At 43.5% G+C, this 17,925-nt stretch carries 16 protein-coding genes and 1 riboswitch; of the genes, 11 read left to right on the top strand and 5 right to left on the bottom strand.

All coding sequences use genetic code 11. The features are described from left to right. Nucleotides 1-612: 612 nt before the first annotated feature. From RDW05_RS00335 to RDW05_RS00320, 4 genes are all read left to right on the top strand, one after another. Nucleotides 613-1,836 carry a porin gene (locus RDW05_RS00335; protein WP_307977428.1) on the top strand — a complete coding sequence of 408 codons (1,224 nt, stop codon included), beginning with the start codon at nt 613-615 and terminating at the stop codon, nt 1,834-1,836. Nucleotides 1,837-2,043: 207 nt separating this feature from the next. Then, nucleotides 2,044-3,465, top strand: a complete 1,422-nt coding sequence (locus tag RDW05_RS00330; protein WP_307977427.1) for an ATP-binding protein — start codon at nt 2,044-2,046, stop codon at nt 3,463-3,465. Nucleotides 3,466-3,587: 122 nt separating this feature from the next. After that, the gene (locus RDW05_RS00325; protein WP_293723925.1) at nt 3,588-4,139 is read left to right on the top strand and encodes a hypothetical protein; all 552 of its coding nucleotides are present in this window, start codon (nt 3,588-3,590) and stop codon (nt 4,137-4,139) included. A 368-nt stretch (nt 4,140-4,507) separates the two neighbouring features. Then, on the top strand, nt 4,508-5,752 hold the full coding sequence (locus RDW05_RS00320; protein WP_307977426.1) for an S-layer homology domain-containing protein: 1,245 nt from the start codon (nt 4,508-4,510) through the stop codon (nt 5,750-5,752). 352 nt (nt 5,753-6,104) lie between these two features. On the opposite strand, the gene RDW05_RS11620 is transcribed toward RDW05_RS00320, so the two are convergent. The 4 genes from RDW05_RS11620 to serC form a co-directional block, all read right to left on the bottom strand. Continuing rightward, on the bottom strand, nt 6,105-6,191 hold the full coding sequence (locus RDW05_RS11620) for a putative holin-like toxin (RefSeq protein WP_363316394.1): 87 nt from the start codon (nt 6,189-6,191) through the stop codon (nt 6,105-6,107). Between the two features lie 157 nt (nt 6,192-6,348). Further along, a complete protein-coding gene (locus RDW05_RS00315; protein ID WP_307977425.1) occupies nt 6,349-6,987 on the bottom strand; it encodes a histidine phosphatase family protein in 639 nt (212 codons plus the stop codon). A gap of 29 nt (nt 6,988-7,016) precedes the next feature. Beyond that, on the bottom strand, nt 7,017-8,603 hold the full coding sequence (gene serA / locus RDW05_RS00310) for a phosphoglycerate dehydrogenase (protein ID WP_307977424.1): 1,587 nt from the start codon (nt 8,601-8,603) through the stop codon (nt 7,017-7,019). A 262-nt stretch (nt 8,604-8,865) separates the two neighbouring features. Further along, nucleotides 8,866-9,939 carry a 3-phosphoserine/phosphohydroxythreonine transaminase gene (gene serC / locus RDW05_RS00305; protein ID WP_307977423.1) on the bottom strand — a complete coding sequence of 358 codons (1,074 nt, stop codon included), beginning with the start codon at nt 9,937-9,939 and terminating at the stop codon, nt 8,866-8,868. Nucleotides 9,940-10,756: 817 nt separating this feature from the next. Continuing rightward, nucleotides 10,757-10,855: riboswitch (TPP riboswitch) on the top strand. 63 nt (nt 10,856-10,918) lie between these two features. Between serC and thiC the strand changes: the two genes are divergently transcribed. After that, complete coding sequence (thiC, locus tag RDW05_RS00300) at nt 10,919-12,220, top strand: phosphomethylpyrimidine synthase ThiC (RefSeq protein ID WP_303712468.1); 1,302 nt, start codon at nt 10,919-10,921, stop codon at nt 12,218-12,220. Nucleotides 12,221-12,363: 143 nt separating this feature from the next. On the opposite strand, the gene RDW05_RS11615 is transcribed toward thiC, so the two are convergent. Next, the gene (locus RDW05_RS11615) at nt 12,364-12,450 is read right to left on the bottom strand and encodes a putative holin-like toxin (protein WP_374110991.1); all 87 of its coding nucleotides are present in this window, start codon (nt 12,448-12,450) and stop codon (nt 12,364-12,366) included. A 163-nt stretch (nt 12,451-12,613) separates the two neighbouring features. Here RDW05_RS11615 and RDW05_RS00295 point away from each other — a divergent pair, with 163 nt between their 5' ends. The 6 genes from RDW05_RS00295 to RDW05_RS00270 all read left to right on the top strand — a co-directional run bounded on the left by RDW05_RS00295 (nt 12,614) and on the right by RDW05_RS00270 (nt 17,801). Next, the gene (locus tag RDW05_RS00295; RefSeq protein ID WP_307977422.1) at nt 12,614-13,519 is read left to right on the top strand and encodes a VirK/YbjX family protein; all 906 of its coding nucleotides are present in this window, start codon (nt 12,614-12,616) and stop codon (nt 13,517-13,519) included. An 818-nt stretch (nt 13,520-14,337) separates the two neighbouring features. Then, entirely contained in the window at nt 14,338-14,706 is a 369-nt protein-coding gene (locus RDW05_RS00290) for a hypothetical protein (protein ID WP_307977421.1), read from the top strand. Nucleotides 14,707-14,794: 88 nt separating this feature from the next. Then, nucleotides 14,795-15,121, top strand: coding sequence for a hypothetical protein (locus tag RDW05_RS00285; protein WP_307977420.1), 327 nt, complete (start codon nt 14,795-14,797; stop codon nt 15,119-15,121). A gap of 125 nt (nt 15,122-15,246) precedes the next feature. Further along, on the top strand, nt 15,247-15,777 hold the full coding sequence (locus tag RDW05_RS00280; RefSeq protein WP_307977419.1) for a hypothetical protein: 531 nt from the start codon (nt 15,247-15,249) through the stop codon (nt 15,775-15,777). Nucleotides 15,778-15,882: 105 nt separating this feature from the next. Continuing rightward, nucleotides 15,883-16,464 carry an ATP-dependent Clp protease proteolytic subunit gene (locus tag RDW05_RS00275; protein ID WP_293724976.1) on the top strand — a complete coding sequence of 194 codons (582 nt, stop codon included), beginning with the start codon at nt 15,883-15,885 and terminating at the stop codon, nt 16,462-16,464. Nucleotides 16,465-16,481: 17 nt separating this feature from the next. Continuing rightward, a complete protein-coding gene (locus RDW05_RS00270; RefSeq protein ID WP_307977418.1) occupies nt 16,482-17,801 on the top strand; it encodes a type IV secretory system conjugative DNA transfer family protein in 1,320 nt (439 codons plus the stop codon). The last annotated feature ends 124 nt before the right edge of the window (nt 17,802-17,925 follow it).

Below are 17,925 nucleotides of genomic sequence, written 5' to 3'. Positions count from 1 at the left end.
TTATAATAAGCTCATCAGTTAGCTAATCCCTCTAGCTGATATACAATACCCCTTTTCTTCTTTATACATCCTTTCACAACATCAACCCTCTGAAAGCAGCAGTGCCGAACGCATGGTACTGCTGCTTTTTTTGCGCTTGCGCAGAAAAAAGGACAGCACAAGCAAAATTGAAAGTATACTTACGATTTTCGACGAATTTCCGAAAGTATACTTTCAATTTTTCAGGGATTTTCGTAAGTATACTTTAAAACGCGTTAAAAATGACTTTGGCAAGTGTTTTACTACAACGCTGGCAGGCCTGTGCAAGGCGCTGTCTGGTCTTTGTAAACATTCTTACTAGGAATAATTCTTATTCTGTTAAGAATTTTCTAAAAAAGACTCTTGACTAGGTAGTCACCCATGATTATAATATAAGTATGATTTAGATTAGAGTAAATCGCAAAGAGAGTTACTCCAATCTATAATTTCACCCCTTGATTATGAAATCCTTGACATAGGCGAAGCTTTGCGTGGTAGAGGAAACAAGGCAACTCTTACCGGACTTGCAGGTGGGGACTTGCGAAGGATTTTGTAATAAATAAAAATCTCTTAAGATAAGAGGAGGAAATTACAATGAAAAAATCCTTAGTACTCGCAATGGCAATGGCTCTTGGTGTAACCGCTTCCGCTTACGCTGCTAACCCGTTCTCTGACGTTCCTGCTGGCCACTGGGCTTATGACAGCATCAACAAACTGGCTGCTGCCGGCGTAATCGAAGGCTACGGCGACTCCACCTTCGGTGGCGACAAACTGATGACTCGTTATGAAATGGCTCAAATCGTTGCTAAAGCAATGGCTAAAGGCGCTAACGTTGATAAACTGGCTGCTGAATTCGCTGACGAACTGGACAACCTGGGCGTTCGCGTTGCTAACCTGGAGAAAAAAGCTGACAACGTTAAAGTAACTGGCGAAATGCGTTATCATTATGTTGATCATGATGCTACTGTTGATGGCAAAGCAGTTGGTTATGCAACTCAACTGCGTTCCCGTATTTGGGTAAATGGCCAAATCAATGATGACTGGAAATATACCGGCATGTTGGAAAATATCCAAGATCTGAAAAATGATAAAGGCGACGAAACCACTAAATTCCAGCGTGCTTATGTAAATGGTAAGCTCGGCGGTCTGGCTGTTCAAGCTGGTCGTTATCATGCAAAATGGTCCGAAGGCAATGTTTATGATAACCGTTTTGACGGCGTTCAAGTTGCTTACGGCAAGGACGTTAAACTGACTGCTGGTTATGGTAAAGCTGCTCATACAACTGGTCTTGAAACTCCAGCTAAAGCAGCTAATGCAAAAGACACCTACTATGCTGAATTGTCCGGCAAAGTTGAAAACTTGTCCTTGGTTGCAGGCTACTACAAATTTGAAGATGTAAAAGAAGTTAAAGATATTGATGATACCATTTGGACTGTTGCTGCTAACTATGCATTCGACAAGAACTTCAAATTGGGTGCTATGTACCTGAATGGCGATAAAGATGGTTACAAAGGCGACGACGACGGTTTTGTAGTAACTGCTTCCTACAAAGGTGCAAAAGCTGCTAAAGCTGGTTCTTGGGGCTTAGTTGCTAAATACTATGACCAAGGTGCATCCACCTATATCGACCACACCATGAATGGCCTTGCTGATAATAAACTGTTCACCAGCGCTGAAGGCTTCAAAGGCTACAGCGTAGCTGCTAACTACACCTTCGCTAAGAACATCGTTGGCCAGGTTGAATACTATGATCTGGAACAAAAAGAAGGCAACAAAGACGCACAAACCCTGTGGTCTCAAGTTGTATTCACTTTCTAATTCCAACCACATACAACAACCTAACATTTAACACGCGCGTATAAGAAGATGGCCGCCCGGAAGGGCGGTCGTTTTTTGCTAGTGTGGGCAACTAAAATAACAAGTGAAATCCTTCACTTGTTATTTTAGTTGTTGTAAAAAAATTAAAATAATGCTAAAATCTAAAATAGAATAGTGAAATGTGAAATTTTGAAAGGAGAAACTCAAATGACAAATGAAGAACTCTTACAACAACTAGAGTACATTCAAAACATAAAGTGTGAAACGCAAACTCTAGAATTAAAGAGTGCTGAAAAAGGCTGTCCTACGCGTCTGTATGATTCGTTATCCAGCTTCTCCAATCAAGATAGTGGTGGCATAATTGTCTTTGGTGTTGATGAAGCACAGGGCTACAAAGAAGTAGGCATTTATGATGCGCAGGATATTCAAAAAAAGATAAATGAGCAATGTCTGCAAATGGAGCCTGTTGTCCGACCTATTTTGACAGTTGTTGAAAAGGATGGAATGACTTTTGCTGCTGCTGAGATACCAGGTGTTGATCTTGCGGAACGCCCATGCTATTACAAAGGCAAGGGACGTTTAAAGGGTTCATATACTCGCATTGGTGATAGTGATGAGCCAATGACAGAATATGAAATATATAGCTACGAAGCTTACAGAAAAAAGTATCAGGATGATATACGTGAGGTTAAACGAGCTTCACTGCAAGCACTTGATAAAACTGCTTTGGAGAAATATATAATTTTGCTTAAAGAGGGCAAACCAAAGCTGTCGGTTATGGACGAGCAAAGTATTTATGAATTGATGAGTATAACCCGCAATCATATTGTAACATTAAGCAGTGTGCTTTTATTTAGTCTTTATCCTCAGGCTTATTTTCCACAATTTTGTATTACAGCTGTTGTTGTGCCAGGAAAAGAAATAGGTGAAGTTGATAGTGACGGAGCGCGGTTTACGGACAATGCACGGATTGAGGGAACAATTCCGGAGATGTTGGAAGAGGCTATTTCGTTTGTGAAACGAAATATGCGCAAAAAAACGATAATAAATCCGGCAACAGGCAAAAGAGAGGACCGCACTGATTATCCTGTTACCGCAATCAGGGAAGCAATCTTAAATGCCCTTGTTCATAGAGATTACAGTATACATACAGAAGGAATGCCTATACAGATTTTAATGTTTGAAGATAGAATGGAAATACGTAATCCTGGCGGAATTTATGGGCGTATGAGCATAGATCAGCTTGGTAAGGTTCAGGCAGATACAAGGAATCCGGTGTTGGCTTTGGCATTAGAGGTTTTGGGCATAACTGAAAACAGATATTCCGGAATACCAACTATCAGACGTGAAATGAAGGCTTATAATTTAGTGCCGGCAGATTTTTTAGATGAACGAGGTAATTTTATCGTCAAGTTTTACAAAAAATCATTAGAAGAATCTGTTGATGATAATGACCTGATTGCTTTTTGTCATATACCAAGAAGCAGAAAGGAAATTTGTGATTTCCTTGCAGTCAAATCTATGTCTTATGCCATTAAAAGATATGTACAGCCGTTGATTGAAAGTGGAAAAATTAAAATGACTATGCCTGATACGCCTAAAAGTCCCAATCAAAAATATTTCAGCTAAGAGGCTTTACCCATAATGACTCCCTAGTCAGAAAATTTTTAGCAAACACTGTATTTTTCTATAGATTTATGTTAAAATATACCTATATTCTGCATTACTTTAATGCGTCTGGAGGAATAAGAATGAAAAAGGTTTTACGTTATTTATTGATGACTGTTATGGCTATCTGCTTCAGCATCCCCTGCTTTGGTGCAGCTGAAGCTGCAAGCGTTGCCCTGCTGCCTTTGATTAACAACGTTGAAGGCGGAGACGAGCTGGCAAATCAGGTTTTCTACAAAAACGCTCTGTCCGTGCTGAACAGCAAAAAAGGCTTTGTGGTAGTAGAAAACGACAAGCTGACCGCTGTTATTAATGATGCTAAGATTGGCAACAAGGTTCCCAGTGCTGCAACTCTGGAAAAAATTGCTAAAGACGGCGATGTTGACATCGTTATCGCTGTTCAACTGGACAAGCTGGATGACAAAGCTATCGATTCCAGCGAAGAGCGTAAGCTGCAAATCGACCTGCAAGGCTATGCAGTTGCTTACAACAAGCTCACCGGTAAAGCTTATGAGCATCGCATTTACAGCGACAAAACCATTCCTGAAGCTCTGACCAGCCGTTGGGATTGGACTCATGAAGAATTTGGCCGTGCAGTACGCATCGAAGTAGACCGTGCTCTGCGTGTTAAATAATTCTATATTAGCTTAAAACACCAAGCCGCTTCTGTAAATTTTGCAGAGGCGGTTTTAAATTGCGAGTAAATAGCTTCAAAGGAAAAATATCATACAAATGATTATTCGAAAAGAAGAGCTTCTTTATTTGCCGAATTTAAGAAAAATTTGTGAAACCCTTGTAGTATAGTTATAAACGTGGTACAATAAGCATATGAAAAAATGCTTATGCTAACTGCTGAGGGCTGCGAAAAATGCAGACTGCAAAGAGTATGGTAGAGGAAACAAGGCAACTCTTACTGAAAGCTGCGGCGAGCCGATTATCAAAGCCAAGGCGAAGAAGCATAGCAGAATTTTTCAAATGTATTTTCCTAAAGGAGGAAATTAAAATGAAAAAATCTTTAGTATTAGCTATGGCTATGGCTTTGGGCGTAACTGCTTCCGCTTACGCTGCTAACCCGTTCTCTGACGTTCCTGCTGGTCATTGGGCTTATGACAGCATCAACAAACTGGCTGCTGCTGGCGTAATCGAAGGCTACGGCGACTCCACCTTCGGTGGCGACAAGCTGATGACCCGTTATGAAATGGCTCAAATCGTTGCTAAAGCAATGGCAAAAGGTGCTAACGTTGATAAACTGGCTGCTGAATTCGCTGACGAACTGGACAACCTGGGCGTTCGCGTTGCTAACCTGGAGAAAAAAGCTGATAATGTAAAAGTAACCGGCGAACTGCGTTACAAATACATGAGCAAAGAAAAAGATGCTGATGATGCAAACGGCAACTGCAAATCTTTTGAGAATGATCTGCGTTCCCGTATTTGGGTAACTGGTCAAGTAAATGATGACTGGTCCTACACTGGCATGATTGAAAATACCCAAGATTTTGCTGGTACCCCTAACTCCGGTGACGAAGAAACTTCCTTTGCTCGTGCATATGTTGAAGGTAAAATCGGTGGTTTGAACGTAACTGCTGGTCGTTACAATGCATTCCTGGCAAACGGCAACATCTATGATGCAAAAGCTGATGGCGTTGAAGTTTCCTATGGCGATAAAGTTAAAGTAACTGGCTTTGCTGGTAAAGGTACTGATGCTGTTGATGATGCTTCTTTTGGTAACTACTGCGGTGGTGAACTGAGTGGCGCATTTGATAAACTGAACCTTGCTGCTGGTTATGTAAACTTCAAAGACATGGGCATTAAAAATGATGATACCAATGTTGATAATGCTATCTGGTATGTTGGCGGCGACTACACCATGGGCGATGTAAATCTGTCTGCTATGTACCTGAAAGGCGACATGAGCGAAAATGATAAAGATGTAACTGGTATTGATGATGATGGCTGGACTGTTGGCCTGACCTATAAAGGTGCTGAAGCTTCTGAAGCTGGTTCCTGGGGCCTGTTCGCTAACTACTATGACCTGGGTGGCATGACCTATGTTGCACATACCACTGATGCTAACAGCTTTGGCGATTATGGCGTTGATAACAAAGGCTTCAAAGGCTATGGCGTTGGCGCTAACTACACCTTCGCTAAAAACATCGTTGGTACTGTAGTTTACTACGACACCGAAAGCAAACTGGACAGCAAGGTTGATGACCAACGCGTTTGGGCTGACCTGACCTTCACTTTCTAATTTAACGATTAGCAAGTAACACAAAATAATACACGCGCGTATAAAGGCCCCCTCACCGAAAGGTGAGGGGGTTTTGTATTGCAAAAATATATGGATGTGGTATAATAAAAATAGAAAGGCAACCGCCCACAAGGTGGGTTGCCGGTTTTATAGTGAAAAGAAAATCCACCCTGCTACTGGCAAGTTTTTGGGTGGTTTTCTTATGTCTGGATTACTGTATTGCAAAAATATATGGATGTGGTATAATAAAAATAGAAAGACAACCGCCCACAAGGTGGGTTGCCGATTCATAGTGTCAGAAAATCCGCCTCAGTGAACGGCAAATTACAGAGGCGGTTTTTCTATGTGCATTTTACTTTTTGTTCTTAAAAATGAACGTCAGCAATGCCAGTATAAACATACCAAAAATCATAAGATCCTGGAAGGTGTAATATACCATAGACATCACCTCCATTCCAACGGAATTTCGGCAACGCCACCCTGCAACACGGTTGTCCTTATTATTGTATCATGTAAACAAATTTTTGACAAGGAAGACAAAAAACTACCGTCCTCGCAGCTTTTGCTGCGCAGGACGGTAGTTTTGTTTTGTAAAATTACAGGCCAGCCTGTTCAATACCGCTGAACAGGAAGCCTAAATGATTGGTGGAATTCAGCAGCACTACGCGCCAAATGCCTTCGTTATACTCCAGCACGTTAATGCAGGTGTTATCCTGCTTAATCTGCCAAAAGTGCGACATATCAAGGCCAAGCAAATCACAGATAATCGCTTTGTTCACAGCGTCATGCGCAGCAACCAGCACTGTTTTGCCGGCGTATTTTGCTGCATAGTCGTCAAAGGCAGCGCGCGCACGCTTGCGCACATCCTCCAGGCTTTCGCCGCCGTCAGGCATCTTTACCAGGTGCGGCTGGGTGTGCCACAGGGCAAACTCCTGCGGAAATTGCTTGGCAATTTCCGGCGCCAGCACGCCTTCCCAGCTGCCGTGATTGATTTCCAGCAGACGCTCATCTGTTGCTACCGGCAGCTTGTGCAAATCAGCGCAAAGCTTGCAGGTCTGGTAGGAGCGCTGCAGCGGGCTGGAGATGCACACATCGATAGGGATGTGGTGCAAGCCCTCGGCCAGCAGGTGGCCTTGGCGCAGGCCACGCTCGCTCAGCGGCGTATCCTCCTGACCTTGGTAACGGCCTTCTATATTCCAGGTTGTTTCACCATGTCGGACTAAAATTATTCTCATAAAATTTCCTCGCTGTAATTTATTTGGCTTTAGCCTTCGCAGTTGATGAGCTTAACGTCAATAATGCCTTCAATACCGCGCAGCTGCAGCATGATATCGTTCGGAATGTCGTCGCCGACAGCAATTGCCATAATGTTGGTGTCGGATTTAGGAGTGCTGCCAACCTGCATGCCGTTGATATTGATGCCAGCGCTGCCCAAAATAGTTGCCATCTGACCGATCATATTAGGCTTGTTGACGTGCGGTGCCAGCAGCAGGTAGCCTTCGGGATTGAAGTCAACATGATATTGGTCGATTTGTACAATCTTAGGCTGCTTGCCGTCGAACAAAGTGCCTTCGATTTTATGTGTGCCCTTGGCAGTAGCAATTTTTACATTGATAGCAGTAGTGAAGTAACCGGGCTTGTTAGCCTTAACCTCTTTAACCTCCAGGTTACGTTTTTTAGCAATTCCGGGAGCATTGACGAAGTTAACGCTTTCCTGCAGAATCGGGTTCAGCAGGCCTTTGAGGAAGGCGGTAGTGAGTGCCTGGGTTTCGGTTTCGGCAAGTGCGCCGGTGTATTCTACTTCTACGCTCTTAATCGGGCCATCTGCCAGGTAGATACCTACAGTACCCATACGCTCTGCCAGCTTGAAATACGGCTGAATAACTGTTGCCACGCTTTTCGGAATGGGAGCCATGTTAACGGCGGTCATAACCGGACGTCCTTCGAGAGCATCAATTACGCCGTAAGCAACGTCAACAGCTACGCCAATTTGTGCTTCAATGGTGGAAGCACCGAGGTGCGGAGTTTGTACAACGTTGAACAGGCCCAGGAAGGGGTTATTTTCTTTGGTAAGTGGTTCCGTCGGATAAACGTCGATAGCGGCGCCGGCAATTTTACCGGATTTAACGCCCTCAGCAATAGCCTCGGGATCCATGCAGCCGCCGCGGGCGCAGTTGACGATGCGCACGCCGTCCTTCATTTTAGCAATAGCTTCTGCGTTGAGCATCTTTTCGGTTTCCTTGGTGAGCGGGGTGTGGATGGTGATGTAATCGGATTTAGCCAGCAGAGTGTCAAAATCGACCAGCTCAACGCCAACCTGATGCGCACGTTCTTCGGTAATATACGGGTCATAACCAATGGTGGTCATTTCCATAGCCTGCATACGTTTGGCAACGCGGCTGCCGATACGGCCAACGCCGATGATGCCAAGGGTTTTGCCCTGTACCTGAATGCCATCGAAGGATTTGCGGTCCCATTTGCCTTCCTGAATTGATTGATGAGCCTGCGGAATGTGGCGTGTCATGGCCATCATCATAGCAACAGTGTGCTCGGTAGCTGCCATGGTGTTGCCTTCCGGGGTGTTGAGTACAACAATGCCTTTAGCGGTAGCGGCGGGGATATCAATGTTGTCAACGCCAACGCCGGCGCGGCCGATAACCTTCAGACGGGTGGAGGCTTCGATAACCTCTTTGGTTACCTTGGTCATGCTGCGGGTTACCAGGCCATCGTAATTGTTGATAACCTTGATAAGCTCCTCCGGTTTCATGTTGGGCATTACATCTACATCAAAATGTTCGCGCAGCAGAGCTACGCCTTTTTCGCTGATATCGTTGCTGACAAAAATTTTCATGGTGATTTATCTCCTTTATGTATAATTTATATGTTTTTGGCATGAAGTAAGCAATTTATATATCGTGCAGCGAATAAAAATTTTAGCAAATAAGTGCTTGGAACCATAGAAGCAAGGGTACGTAACTAACTTTTAATGTCTGGCAAATTTTACCGAAGCTTCGTTCTGGTTCCGCACGAAATTTGCGTTGTGTCCTTAAGACACGGGAAAATTTTTCCTGAGCGGAACGATATATTAATTGTGCCGCATATATTCAAAAGTATTATTTGTTTGCTTTCATGTACTCTTCCATAAACTCTGCCAACGCCTTGCAGGACTCCAGCGGCACTGCATTATAGGCACTGGCGCGACAGCCGCCGACAAGACGATGGCCACCGATGCCGACGAAGCCTGCAGCCTTGCCCTTGGCGACGAAATCCTTCTCCATTTCCGGTGTAGCCAGATTAAAAGTGATATTCATATTGCTGCGGGCCTCGGGAGCAGCGTTTCCCTTGTAAAAGCCGTTGCTGTTGTCGATAACGTCATAAATTAGCTTAGCCTTGGCTGCATTATTCTTGGCAATAGCATTTACGCCACCCTGCTTTTTAATCCAGTGCAGAGTTTTGTTAACCATATAAATGGCAAAGACAGGCGGTGTATTGTACAAAGAATCGTTATTGGCAAAGGTGCTGTATTTCAGCATTGTCGGCAGCTCCTCGCGTGCTGTCGCCAAAAAGCTTTTCTTGGCAATGACGATGACTACGCCTGCAGGACCAAGATTCTTTTGTGCTCCTGCGTAGATAAGGTCAAAATCCTTGACGTTCACCTTGCGCGAAAGAATGTCGCTGGACATATCGCAGATAACGGGAACATCAAACTTGGGGAAATCCTTGTATTCGGTGCCGTAAATCGTGTTGTTGGCAGTGAGGTGTACATAAGAAGTATCGGGGCGGAGTGTGAACTCTTGCGGAATGTAGCTGTGGTTCTTATCAGCGCTGCTAGCAGCCTCATAAACCTCGCCGTAGAATTTGCCTTCTGCCATAGACTTTTTGGCCCAGACGCCGGTGTTGACATAAGCGGCGTATTTTTTAGTGTGGAAGTTAGCAGCTGTCATCAAAAACTGGGTGCTGCCGCCGCCCTGGATAAACATAATCTCGTAATCATCGGGGATTTCCATCAGCTCACGCAGCAGCTGTTTTGTTTCTGCGTGCAGGGCAGCGTATTCGTTGCTGCGGTGGCTCATTTCAATGATGCTCATGCCGGTGTTTTTGTAGTTTAAGAACTCCTCCTGCGCTTCCAGTAATACCTCGAGCGGCATAGCGGAAGGACCGGCGTTGAAATTATATGCTCTTTTCATGTGTTTTTTCCTTCTTCCTGAAAATAAATAAGGCAAGCACATCCCTTTGGGACGAGCTTGCCTTTATCTCGCGGTACCACCCAAATTGCCATTGCATAATTGCTTCACCTAAAAAAATAAGCCCATCATCCCTATCTTGGGACGAGGACTGCTCGCGGTGCCACCCAATTTGCCTATGGCCAACTCTGAACGCTGTATCGGGCGCACCCGTCAAATTCGTCATTTGCCGCTTCGGAGCGGAACTAGTGTGCTTCGCTGCTGCCTTGCATCAACCGCCAGCTTTCTGAAAAGACCTGCACATTGCTTCTCCATCATTGCGTTGCGTAATGTGATTTGTAGATGATTATAGCACGCCTGCTTTTAGAGTCAAGTGTTTTTGTAAAGATTTTTTATGTATATAATTTTTTTAGCGAATTTGTAACGTAGGTTACAGAAAAGTTGCTAAAAATTTGTTTATGTGATAAAATGACTTTGACAACTGTGGTACAGGGTGGCGTTGCCTTCCATTTCTTTTATAGAATGGAGGTGATGTCTATGGTATATTTTACATTCCAAGATCTTATGATTTTCGGTATGTTTATAATGGCATTGCTGACGTTCGTGTTTCAGAACCGTAAGTAAAATGCACATAGAAAAGCTGCCCCAATACTTTGACCGGTAAGGGCAGCTCTTCTGTTTCTTAGCGGGCAACCCACCTTGTGGGCAGTTGTCACTTTTCATCTATAATATAGCACACTGCCAGTTTTTTTGCAAGTTGTGCATATTTAACTTGCGTATTTTCGCTGTTCATGTTAAAGTAAGCATGTAAACAAAATAACGTAACCGCTAGGGGCGCAATTTGCTGAGAGGACTGACATCCGACCCTTTGAACCTGAATCTGGTTAAAACCAGCGTAGGAAAGCGAGCAGATTTCTGCAAAAAGACAATTCAGCCGCTTTCCAACAGGAAAGCGGTCTTTTAATTATAAGGAGGAAAAATTATGGCAACACAAATGCAATTAGCACGCCAAGGTGTGATTACCGAAGCAATGAAAATTGTCGCAGAGCAGGAGCATGTAACTGCAGAATTTATTCGCGAAGGCGTAGCAAACGGTACTATCGCCATTCCCTGCAATATCAATCATAAAAATATTATTCCGCGCGGCGTAGGCACCGGTCTTACCGTAAAGGTTAACGCTAACATCGGCACCTCCAGCAGCTATCCTGATCCGGAACCGGAGCTGGCAAAGCTCCAGGCTGCAATTGATGCAGGTGCAGATTCTGTTATGGACCTGTCCACCGGCAATAATATCAGTGCTTCCCGTCAGGCCATTATTGCTGCATCTACCGTAATGGTTGGCACTGTACCGATGTATCAGGTAACGGTAGAAACTATTAAAAAGCGCGGCGCAGTGGTGGAAATGACTAAAGAAGATATTTTCGATGTTATCCGTCAGCAGGCTGCAGATGGCGCCGACTTCATGACCATTCATTGTGGTATCAACAAAAATGTGCTGAAGGCACTCATTGATGAAGGCCGTGAGATGGATGTTGTCAGCCGCGGCGGCAGCTTTATCACCGGCTGGATGCTGCACAATGACGCAGAAAACCCGCTGTATGAATACTATGATGAAATTCTTGATATCTGTGCCGAATATGACGTAACCATCAGCCTTGGCGATGGCCTGCGTCCCGGCTGTATTGCCGATGCAACCGACAGAGCGCAGATTCAGGAGCTGCTCAACCTGGGTGAATTGACACAGCGCGCTTGGGATAAGGGCGTACAGGTTATGGTAGAAGGCCCCGGCCACGTGCCCTACAACCAGATTGCTGCTAACATGCAGCTGCAAAAACGCCTGTGCCACGGCGCACCGTTCTACGTGCTCGGACCTCTTGTAACAGACGTTGCTCCAGGCTATGACCATATTACCAGCGCTATCGGCGGCACTCTTGCTGCAGTAAGCGGTGCTAACTTCCTGTGCTACGTAACTCCGGCAGAGCATTTGGGCCTGCCTGACTTAAATGATGTACGCGAGGGTGTAATCGCTACCCGTATCGCTGCGCATGCCGCTGATTTGGCTAACGGCAACAAGCAGGCATGGGAGTGGGACCTGAAGATGGCAAGAGCACGTAAGGTTCTGGATTGGCCTGCTCAGCTTGATCTGGCTATCGACCCGGTAAAGGCTAAGGAATATCGCTGCCGCAAGAACAAATCCGATGATGAGGCTTGCTCTATGTGCGGTGATTACTGTGCTGTTAAAATTGTCGGTCAGTATCTGGAAGAGCATATGAGAAAGCATTAAGTCATTACTTGAAAAAATAGTATGAATGTGATATTCTAAATATAGAAAATGACAACCGCCCACAAGGTGGGTTGCCAGTTGAATTGACTTGAAAGGCCGCCTCGGAATCTGGTAATTACAGGGGCGGTTTTTCTATGAGCAAATTACTTTTTGTTCTGAAAAATGAACGTCAGTAATGCCAGTATAAAAATTCCGAAGGTAATAAGATCCTGGAATGTAAAATATACCATAGACATCACCTCCATTCTTGGGGGAATGAAGGCAACGCCACCCTGTAAAACGGTTGTCATACAGAATTTAACACATAAACATATTTTTAGCAAGAATGCTTGGTGCTTATCATTCTGAACTATGCTATAATATAGGTAATAATAATATTTCTAGAGGTAACTGATGGAGAAAAATATTTTAGAATATATTGGCAAAAGCTTATATCAGACACATATTTTGAAGGAAATGAAGCGCTATGTCGTTTTCCGTGCGCGTTGTGCTATGCATAGCGGCAAGGTTGACGAACTGCTGCAGTTTTTTGCTGCAAATAGCAAGCGTCAGGCTTGGCTGCAGGGAGCACCTGCGCTTTTGGAACAGACTACCAGAGCATTTTTTTACAAAAGCTCAACTTGGGACGAACGTGTAGAGCTGGTGCAAAATCATCTGCTGATTATGGAAGAGCTGTTTAAGCCGGAGCTTATGGATAGATTATACAGCAAGGGTGAGATGGTACAGCTGTGGGAGGATTCCTACGATGACAGACCGCTGACGCTGCAGCTGTGGTTTCATTCCGGTCAGCGCAAAGAAGGCTGTCTGTCACTGGCATTGTTTTACGAAGGTGAACCCTTATACCAGATCATGTTCTGGCTGGCTAAAAATAAAACAGATGGCAAGAATGTTATTTATATCGGCGCCCTGCAGGGACCACAGAATGGTAACGAGCTGATTAAAGGCATGACGAAGGCCTTCTTTGGCTATCGTACCAAAAACCTGATGTTCTATGGCCTGCGTTGCTTTGCTGATGCAATAGGCATTGAAAATATTTTTGCTGTTACTAACGATGGTTACTATGCGATGAACCATATCCGTGTAGACCGCAAGCTGAAAACAGATTTCGGCGCCTTCTGGCAGGAGTGCGAGGGTGTTATTTGCTCCGACCGCCGCTTCTACATTATGCCGACTGCAGAGCACCGCAAATCTATGGAGGAGCTGAAGCCGTCGAAGAGAGCGCAGCACCGCCGTCGTTTTGCTAAAATGGATGAGATGAAGGATGCAGTTAAGACTGCTGTGAAACGCTATAAAAAATAAGAGACGCTATAGCGCATGTAAGGCTGTTTATCTTTTCCTTACCATAACAAGTTAAAATTAACTGTGGATAATGCTGCTTATCGTGGCGATGGCGAGAAAAGTTAAAAGTATACTGTAAAAAAATCCAAAAAGTACTTGACAAATCTAAAAACAAGGTGTACTATGAATGCACGAAGCAATTAAAGAGGAGTATATAGCTTTCTGATGAATGCTTCGGCAGTCAAGTAAATAATTTTCACTACAATCCCTATCACATGTATAGGACTGAATCATTAGCAGCGGCAGTTGTGCCGTTAAGGAGGAACGATAGCACTTACATTGACAACAGCAGATTTCTGTGATATACAGAGTTTGGATAATAGGGATAAGCAGTGTGTTCAAGCATTTCAAGCTGTTCCTGTTATCAACAGAAACAGCTTTTTTTATTGTGGCTGTGTCTGACAATCAGTAAAACTTTCAAGTAAAATTCAATAGGTCAAATGACATATAGAGTATCAAACTCCTATTGGAAATGTAATTAAGTACAACCATTAACAGCGGCAATTGTGCCGTAAGAAAAATCGTAAACAGCGACCACAGGTCGTCAAGAGGAAACATTAGCAGCGGCAGTTGTGCCGACAGGAAGAAAGATTAGCGCTTACATTAATATAGAGAGGTTCTGGTCAAAACAGAGCTTCTGGTAATAGGAGTTAAAGATACGAAGCATATAGCAACGTTGAAGCTGCTCCTGTTATCAGATGGGAGCAGCTTTTTTTGATTCCCTGATAAGCACCAACTACGTAGCATGTTGCACAACGTAATTGAAAGGGGCAAACGCCATGGAAAACAATGAAGCTAAGAAGTACTACAAGGTAATTGCAAGTGATGTTGAGATGGTTGGTCACGTTATCACGTTATCTCATGAAAAAATCTGCAGAAATGGTAATAACATTGGCATGCTGAGCATTGTATTCAGTGCTGAGGTTACCGATAAGGATTATGATTATCAAAAAATTGTAGAAAAATACCAAAGCGTTACGTATTTCGATGAAAAGCTCATTGAACAGGCTAGAGGATTGATCAGAGGTGAATTCATCCGTATTAAAGGTATGCTCAAGAAAGCAGAGGAGGATGATACAGCTTTGCTCCAGGCTGAATCCATTACCAGTATCTGGCAACCTGATTACGCTTGGCCTGAGAGAATATAAGCTTAGCTTTAGTAATCAGGTAGCTGGTCTGCCTGGTTCGCTGATATAAATAATTCTAGTGTAAAGGTAACGAAAGGATGTAATTGGTATGACAAAAGCTAAAGTAGTAAGAAAAGCGAAATTATCAAGCTCCTCCATGGTATTCATTGCCAAACGTAAGCCGGAGCGTCTGGCGACTCTCCAAAAGCTGCAACTGCAGGTAGGTGATTTAGTTAAATATGTTCCCGTAGACAAGTACAGAGACGACCAGTCCAAGGAAGAGGAAGAAGGCTACAAATGGAAGCTGGCGTATGAAGGGAAAACCGGCAAACTGCTCTGCATAACTCCTGACAAAAGATGTTGCGCCGCTTTCGAAGATGGTCTGACCTACAGTTTAATTATAGAACCCTGGGATATCCTGAAGGTAGCTGCATAAAGTTACCATGTATACTGCAAAATTTGTTACTCTGTAAATATGTATCGCGCACTTGTATTTCCGTGAAGATCAGTTAGGTTTACATTAAAATATAATCAACGCAAGTAAGAAAGGAAGTATTCACCATGAACAACACTATCAAAACCAAAATCGCACAAGTAATCCTCGTACTCGCTCTGACCTTAGGCGGTGTGTTCAGTGCTCAAGCCGCTTCTCTTGACCAGGCTGTTTTCGGTCAATCCGGCGAGCAACTCGTAGCTCAGAGCACCACTGCTAAGCCGGCAAACCTGATTTGCGTCACGGACAATGCATTCATCTTCACTGATACGCACGTTGAACCCTTCATGAATACAGAAATTGACGTAGTTAAATATGCGTTCACGTACAACAAGTTGTACTTCATTGAAGTGAATTTCAAGAAAAGCAGTATTAATGATTATAGCAAGCTGTTGCAGAGCATGGAAGCTGAATATGGTGTTGGCAAAGAGAAGGATACCTTCAATAAAAAAACTGGTGATGCAGAGGTAAGCTGCACCTGGGAGCTGAAGGGTAAGACTATGATACTGTCCTACATGAAGAACAAGGATTTCGGCTTCGACAACCTGTATCTCATCATTATGGCTTCCGAGCCGGATGTAAAGGTTACCGGTAAATAACAGATAGAGATAATGCTGCTTCCGAAGGTGCTGCCTGCTTGCTGGCAGCATCACGGAGGTTAAAGCTATATGAATTTCATATGTAAATAATGGGAGGCTGAAGACATGCATGTAGAAGTAAAATCTGCTAACGGTATCACAATCGAACCGATTGAAACTCGTCTGTTGGCTAACAGAATCGTAATTTTGGACAAGGACATTAACGCTCAGACAGCACTGGAAGTTATCAAGCAGCTCATTATTTTAGGAAAGGACAAGGATAAACCCATCAAGATGCTGATTCATTCCGTTGGCGGTGAAATTGACGCAGGCATGATGGTGATTGATGCTATGAAATCGCTCAATGTGCATACCTATTGCCTGGGGACCGCCTACAGCATGGCTGCTATAATTTTTACTGCAGGGCAAATCGGCCATCGTTATATGATGAAGAACAGTAAGCTGATGCTGCACGAGCCACGTATTATGGACAATGCAGGTGGTACGGTTACCTCAATTCGGGAGCTTTCCAAAAATCTGCAGGAGACAAAGGAAAAACTGATTAAGGTCTTGGCAGCAAATACGCAATTGCCAATTGATATCTGCGAAAAGTTTGTTACGGACGAGGATCTCTTCCTTGATTCGGTGAAGGCGATTGCCAATAAGCTTTGCGATGGCCTGGCTTCTGTTGCTGATTTGGCGGAATAGATAAGGAGGACGGCAAGATGAACCCAAAAGATAATCTGGTAATGGCTAAGAACTGTGTTTACAAGATGGATGAAAACAGCGCTAACAACAATGTGCTGATTGTCGGTGGTACTGGCAGCGGCAAGACGCATTATGTCCTTGAGCCGATGCTCCTGCATACAGAAAATAGCAGTCTTGTTATTAACATCAATAAACGTAGCTTGTTTGACAAATATGCTCCGCTGTTTGCCGAAAGAGGCTATAAGGTCCTGGACTTAAACATTGCACATCCGGAGACAAGCAATGTTTCCTTTAATCTTTTCCGATATCTTAAAACAGATAAGGATATCCGCGATTTTGCTATTAATATTGTTAATGCATCCTTAGGAGATAAGGATAATCAGAAGGATCCCTATTGGAGTGTTTCGGCAGCAAACTTACTGGCTTTTGTGGTGAGATTTACAAGAGATTGCTTTGAGAAACCTGATTTGAATTTCTTCTTCTGTGTGGTAAATGCGTTGAATGTTGCTTTTGAGCTTCTCCATTCTGAGAAAACAGAATTTGACGAAGATGAGCATACCTCGATAGATATTTTGAAATCAGTAGATTTTTATGCTGCCAAAAGATGTGAGGCAAGCATGGCCAGTGGCTATTATGGCTTCAGACGTAATTGCAGAACTACAGGAATCTGTATCATGGCAACGATGATTTCTGCGATTAATGCTGTATTTACAGAAGAAGTCGTTGGTGTCATTAGCGCATCGTTACCTGAACTTGATATAACAGCTTTGGGAAAAGAAAAGACTGTTTTGTTCATTACGGTGCCGCCGCTGAATCAATCTACGCATATTTTTTCCAACATAGTTTTTTCCCAGATTTTCAAAGACCTGTTTGAGTATGCTGAGGATCATTGCGTTAATGGTGAGTTGTCAGTACCGGTTAGATTGATGTTTGATGATTTCGCTTGCGGCGGTGTTGTTCCGGGATTTGAGAAAACAATTAGCATTATCAGACAAAAGAAAATCAGCGTCACGATGCTTTTGCAGGATTTCAGCCAATTGAACAGCATGTATGGTGACAAAAAGGCACAGACGATTTCCAACAATTGCGATACATTAGTCTATATGGGTGGTATGGATGAGGCTAGTGTGGAAAAGGTTTCGCGGTTATCCAATCAGCCTTTTGAAGATGTTTTTTATATGCCGATTGACAAGGTTGTTGTTATCCGTCGTGGTAATAAAGGAGCTGTATTTACTTCCAAATATGATATTGATGCTGATGAAATCTATAAAACTTTGATGAAGGTACCCGCTAAGGATAAAGCATCAGTTTCGTATGGAATAGACTTTGTGCACTAATTTTTTTGATTTACATATTGTTATTGCAAGGAAAATCTGACTATAAAAAACATTCTTACTGCCCCCAATAATGTGCTTTTGAGTAAAATGGCTGTTGTGTTCGTAAAATAATACAGGGATTTCA

The sequence above is a fragment of the uncultured Phascolarctobacterium sp. genome, from assembly GCF_902463975.1.
In the GTDB taxonomy this organism is placed as follows: domain Bacteria; phylum Bacillota; class Negativicutes; order Acidaminococcales; family Acidaminococcaceae; genus Phascolarctobacterium_A.
This window is presented reverse-complemented; position numbering and strand designations above follow the sequence as displayed.

Bases quoted from the DNA above. Each gene is read 5' to 3' on its own strand.
- RDW05_RS00335 (WP_307977428.1), top strand. From the start codon at position 613: ATGAAAAAATCCTTAGTACTCGCAATGGCAATGGCTCTTGGTGTAACC.
- RDW05_RS00330 (WP_307977427.1), top strand. From the start codon at position 2,044: ATGACAAATGAAGAACTCTTACAACAACTAGAGTACATTCAAAACATA.
- RDW05_RS00325 (WP_293723925.1), top strand. From the start codon at position 3,588: ATGAAAAAGGTTTTACGTTATTTATTGATGACTGTTATGGCTATCTGC.
- RDW05_RS00320 (WP_307977426.1), top strand. From the start codon at position 4,508: ATGAAAAAATCTTTAGTATTAGCTATGGCTATGGCTTTGGGCGTAACT.
- RDW05_RS11620 (WP_363316394.1), bottom strand. From the start codon at position 6,191: ATGGTATATTACACCTTCCAGGATCTTATGATTTTTGGTATGTTTATA.
- RDW05_RS00315 (WP_307977425.1), bottom strand. From the start codon at position 6,987: ATGAGAATAATTTTAGTCCGACATGGTGAAACAACCTGGAATATAGAA.
- serA (WP_307977424.1), bottom strand. From the start codon at position 8,603: ATGAAAATTTTTGTCAGCAACGATATCAGCGAAAAAGGCGTAGCTCTG.
- serC (WP_307977423.1), bottom strand. From the start codon at position 9,939: ATGAAAAGAGCATATAATTTCAACGCCGGTCCTTCCGCTATGCCGCTC.
- thiC (WP_303712468.1), top strand. From the start codon at position 10,919: ATGGCAACACAAATGCAATTAGCACGCCAAGGTGTGATTACCGAAGCA.
- RDW05_RS11615 (WP_374110991.1), bottom strand. From the start codon at position 12,450: ATGGTATATTTTACATTCCAGGATCTTATTACCTTCGGAATTTTTATA.
- RDW05_RS00295 (WP_307977422.1), top strand. From the start codon at position 12,614: ATGGAGAAAAATATTTTAGAATATATTGGCAAAAGCTTATATCAGACA.
- RDW05_RS00290 (WP_307977421.1), top strand. From the start codon at position 14,338: ATGGAAAACAATGAAGCTAAGAAGTACTACAAGGTAATTGCAAGTGAT.
- RDW05_RS00285 (WP_307977420.1), top strand. From the start codon at position 14,795: ATGACAAAAGCTAAAGTAGTAAGAAAAGCGAAATTATCAAGCTCCTCC.
- RDW05_RS00280 (WP_307977419.1), top strand. From the start codon at position 15,247: ATGAACAACACTATCAAAACCAAAATCGCACAAGTAATCCTCGTACTC.
- RDW05_RS00275 (WP_293724976.1), top strand. From the start codon at position 15,883: ATGCATGTAGAAGTAAAATCTGCTAACGGTATCACAATCGAACCGATT.
- RDW05_RS00270 (WP_307977418.1), top strand. From the start codon at position 16,482: ATGAACCCAAAAGATAATCTGGTAATGGCTAAGAACTGTGTTTACAAG.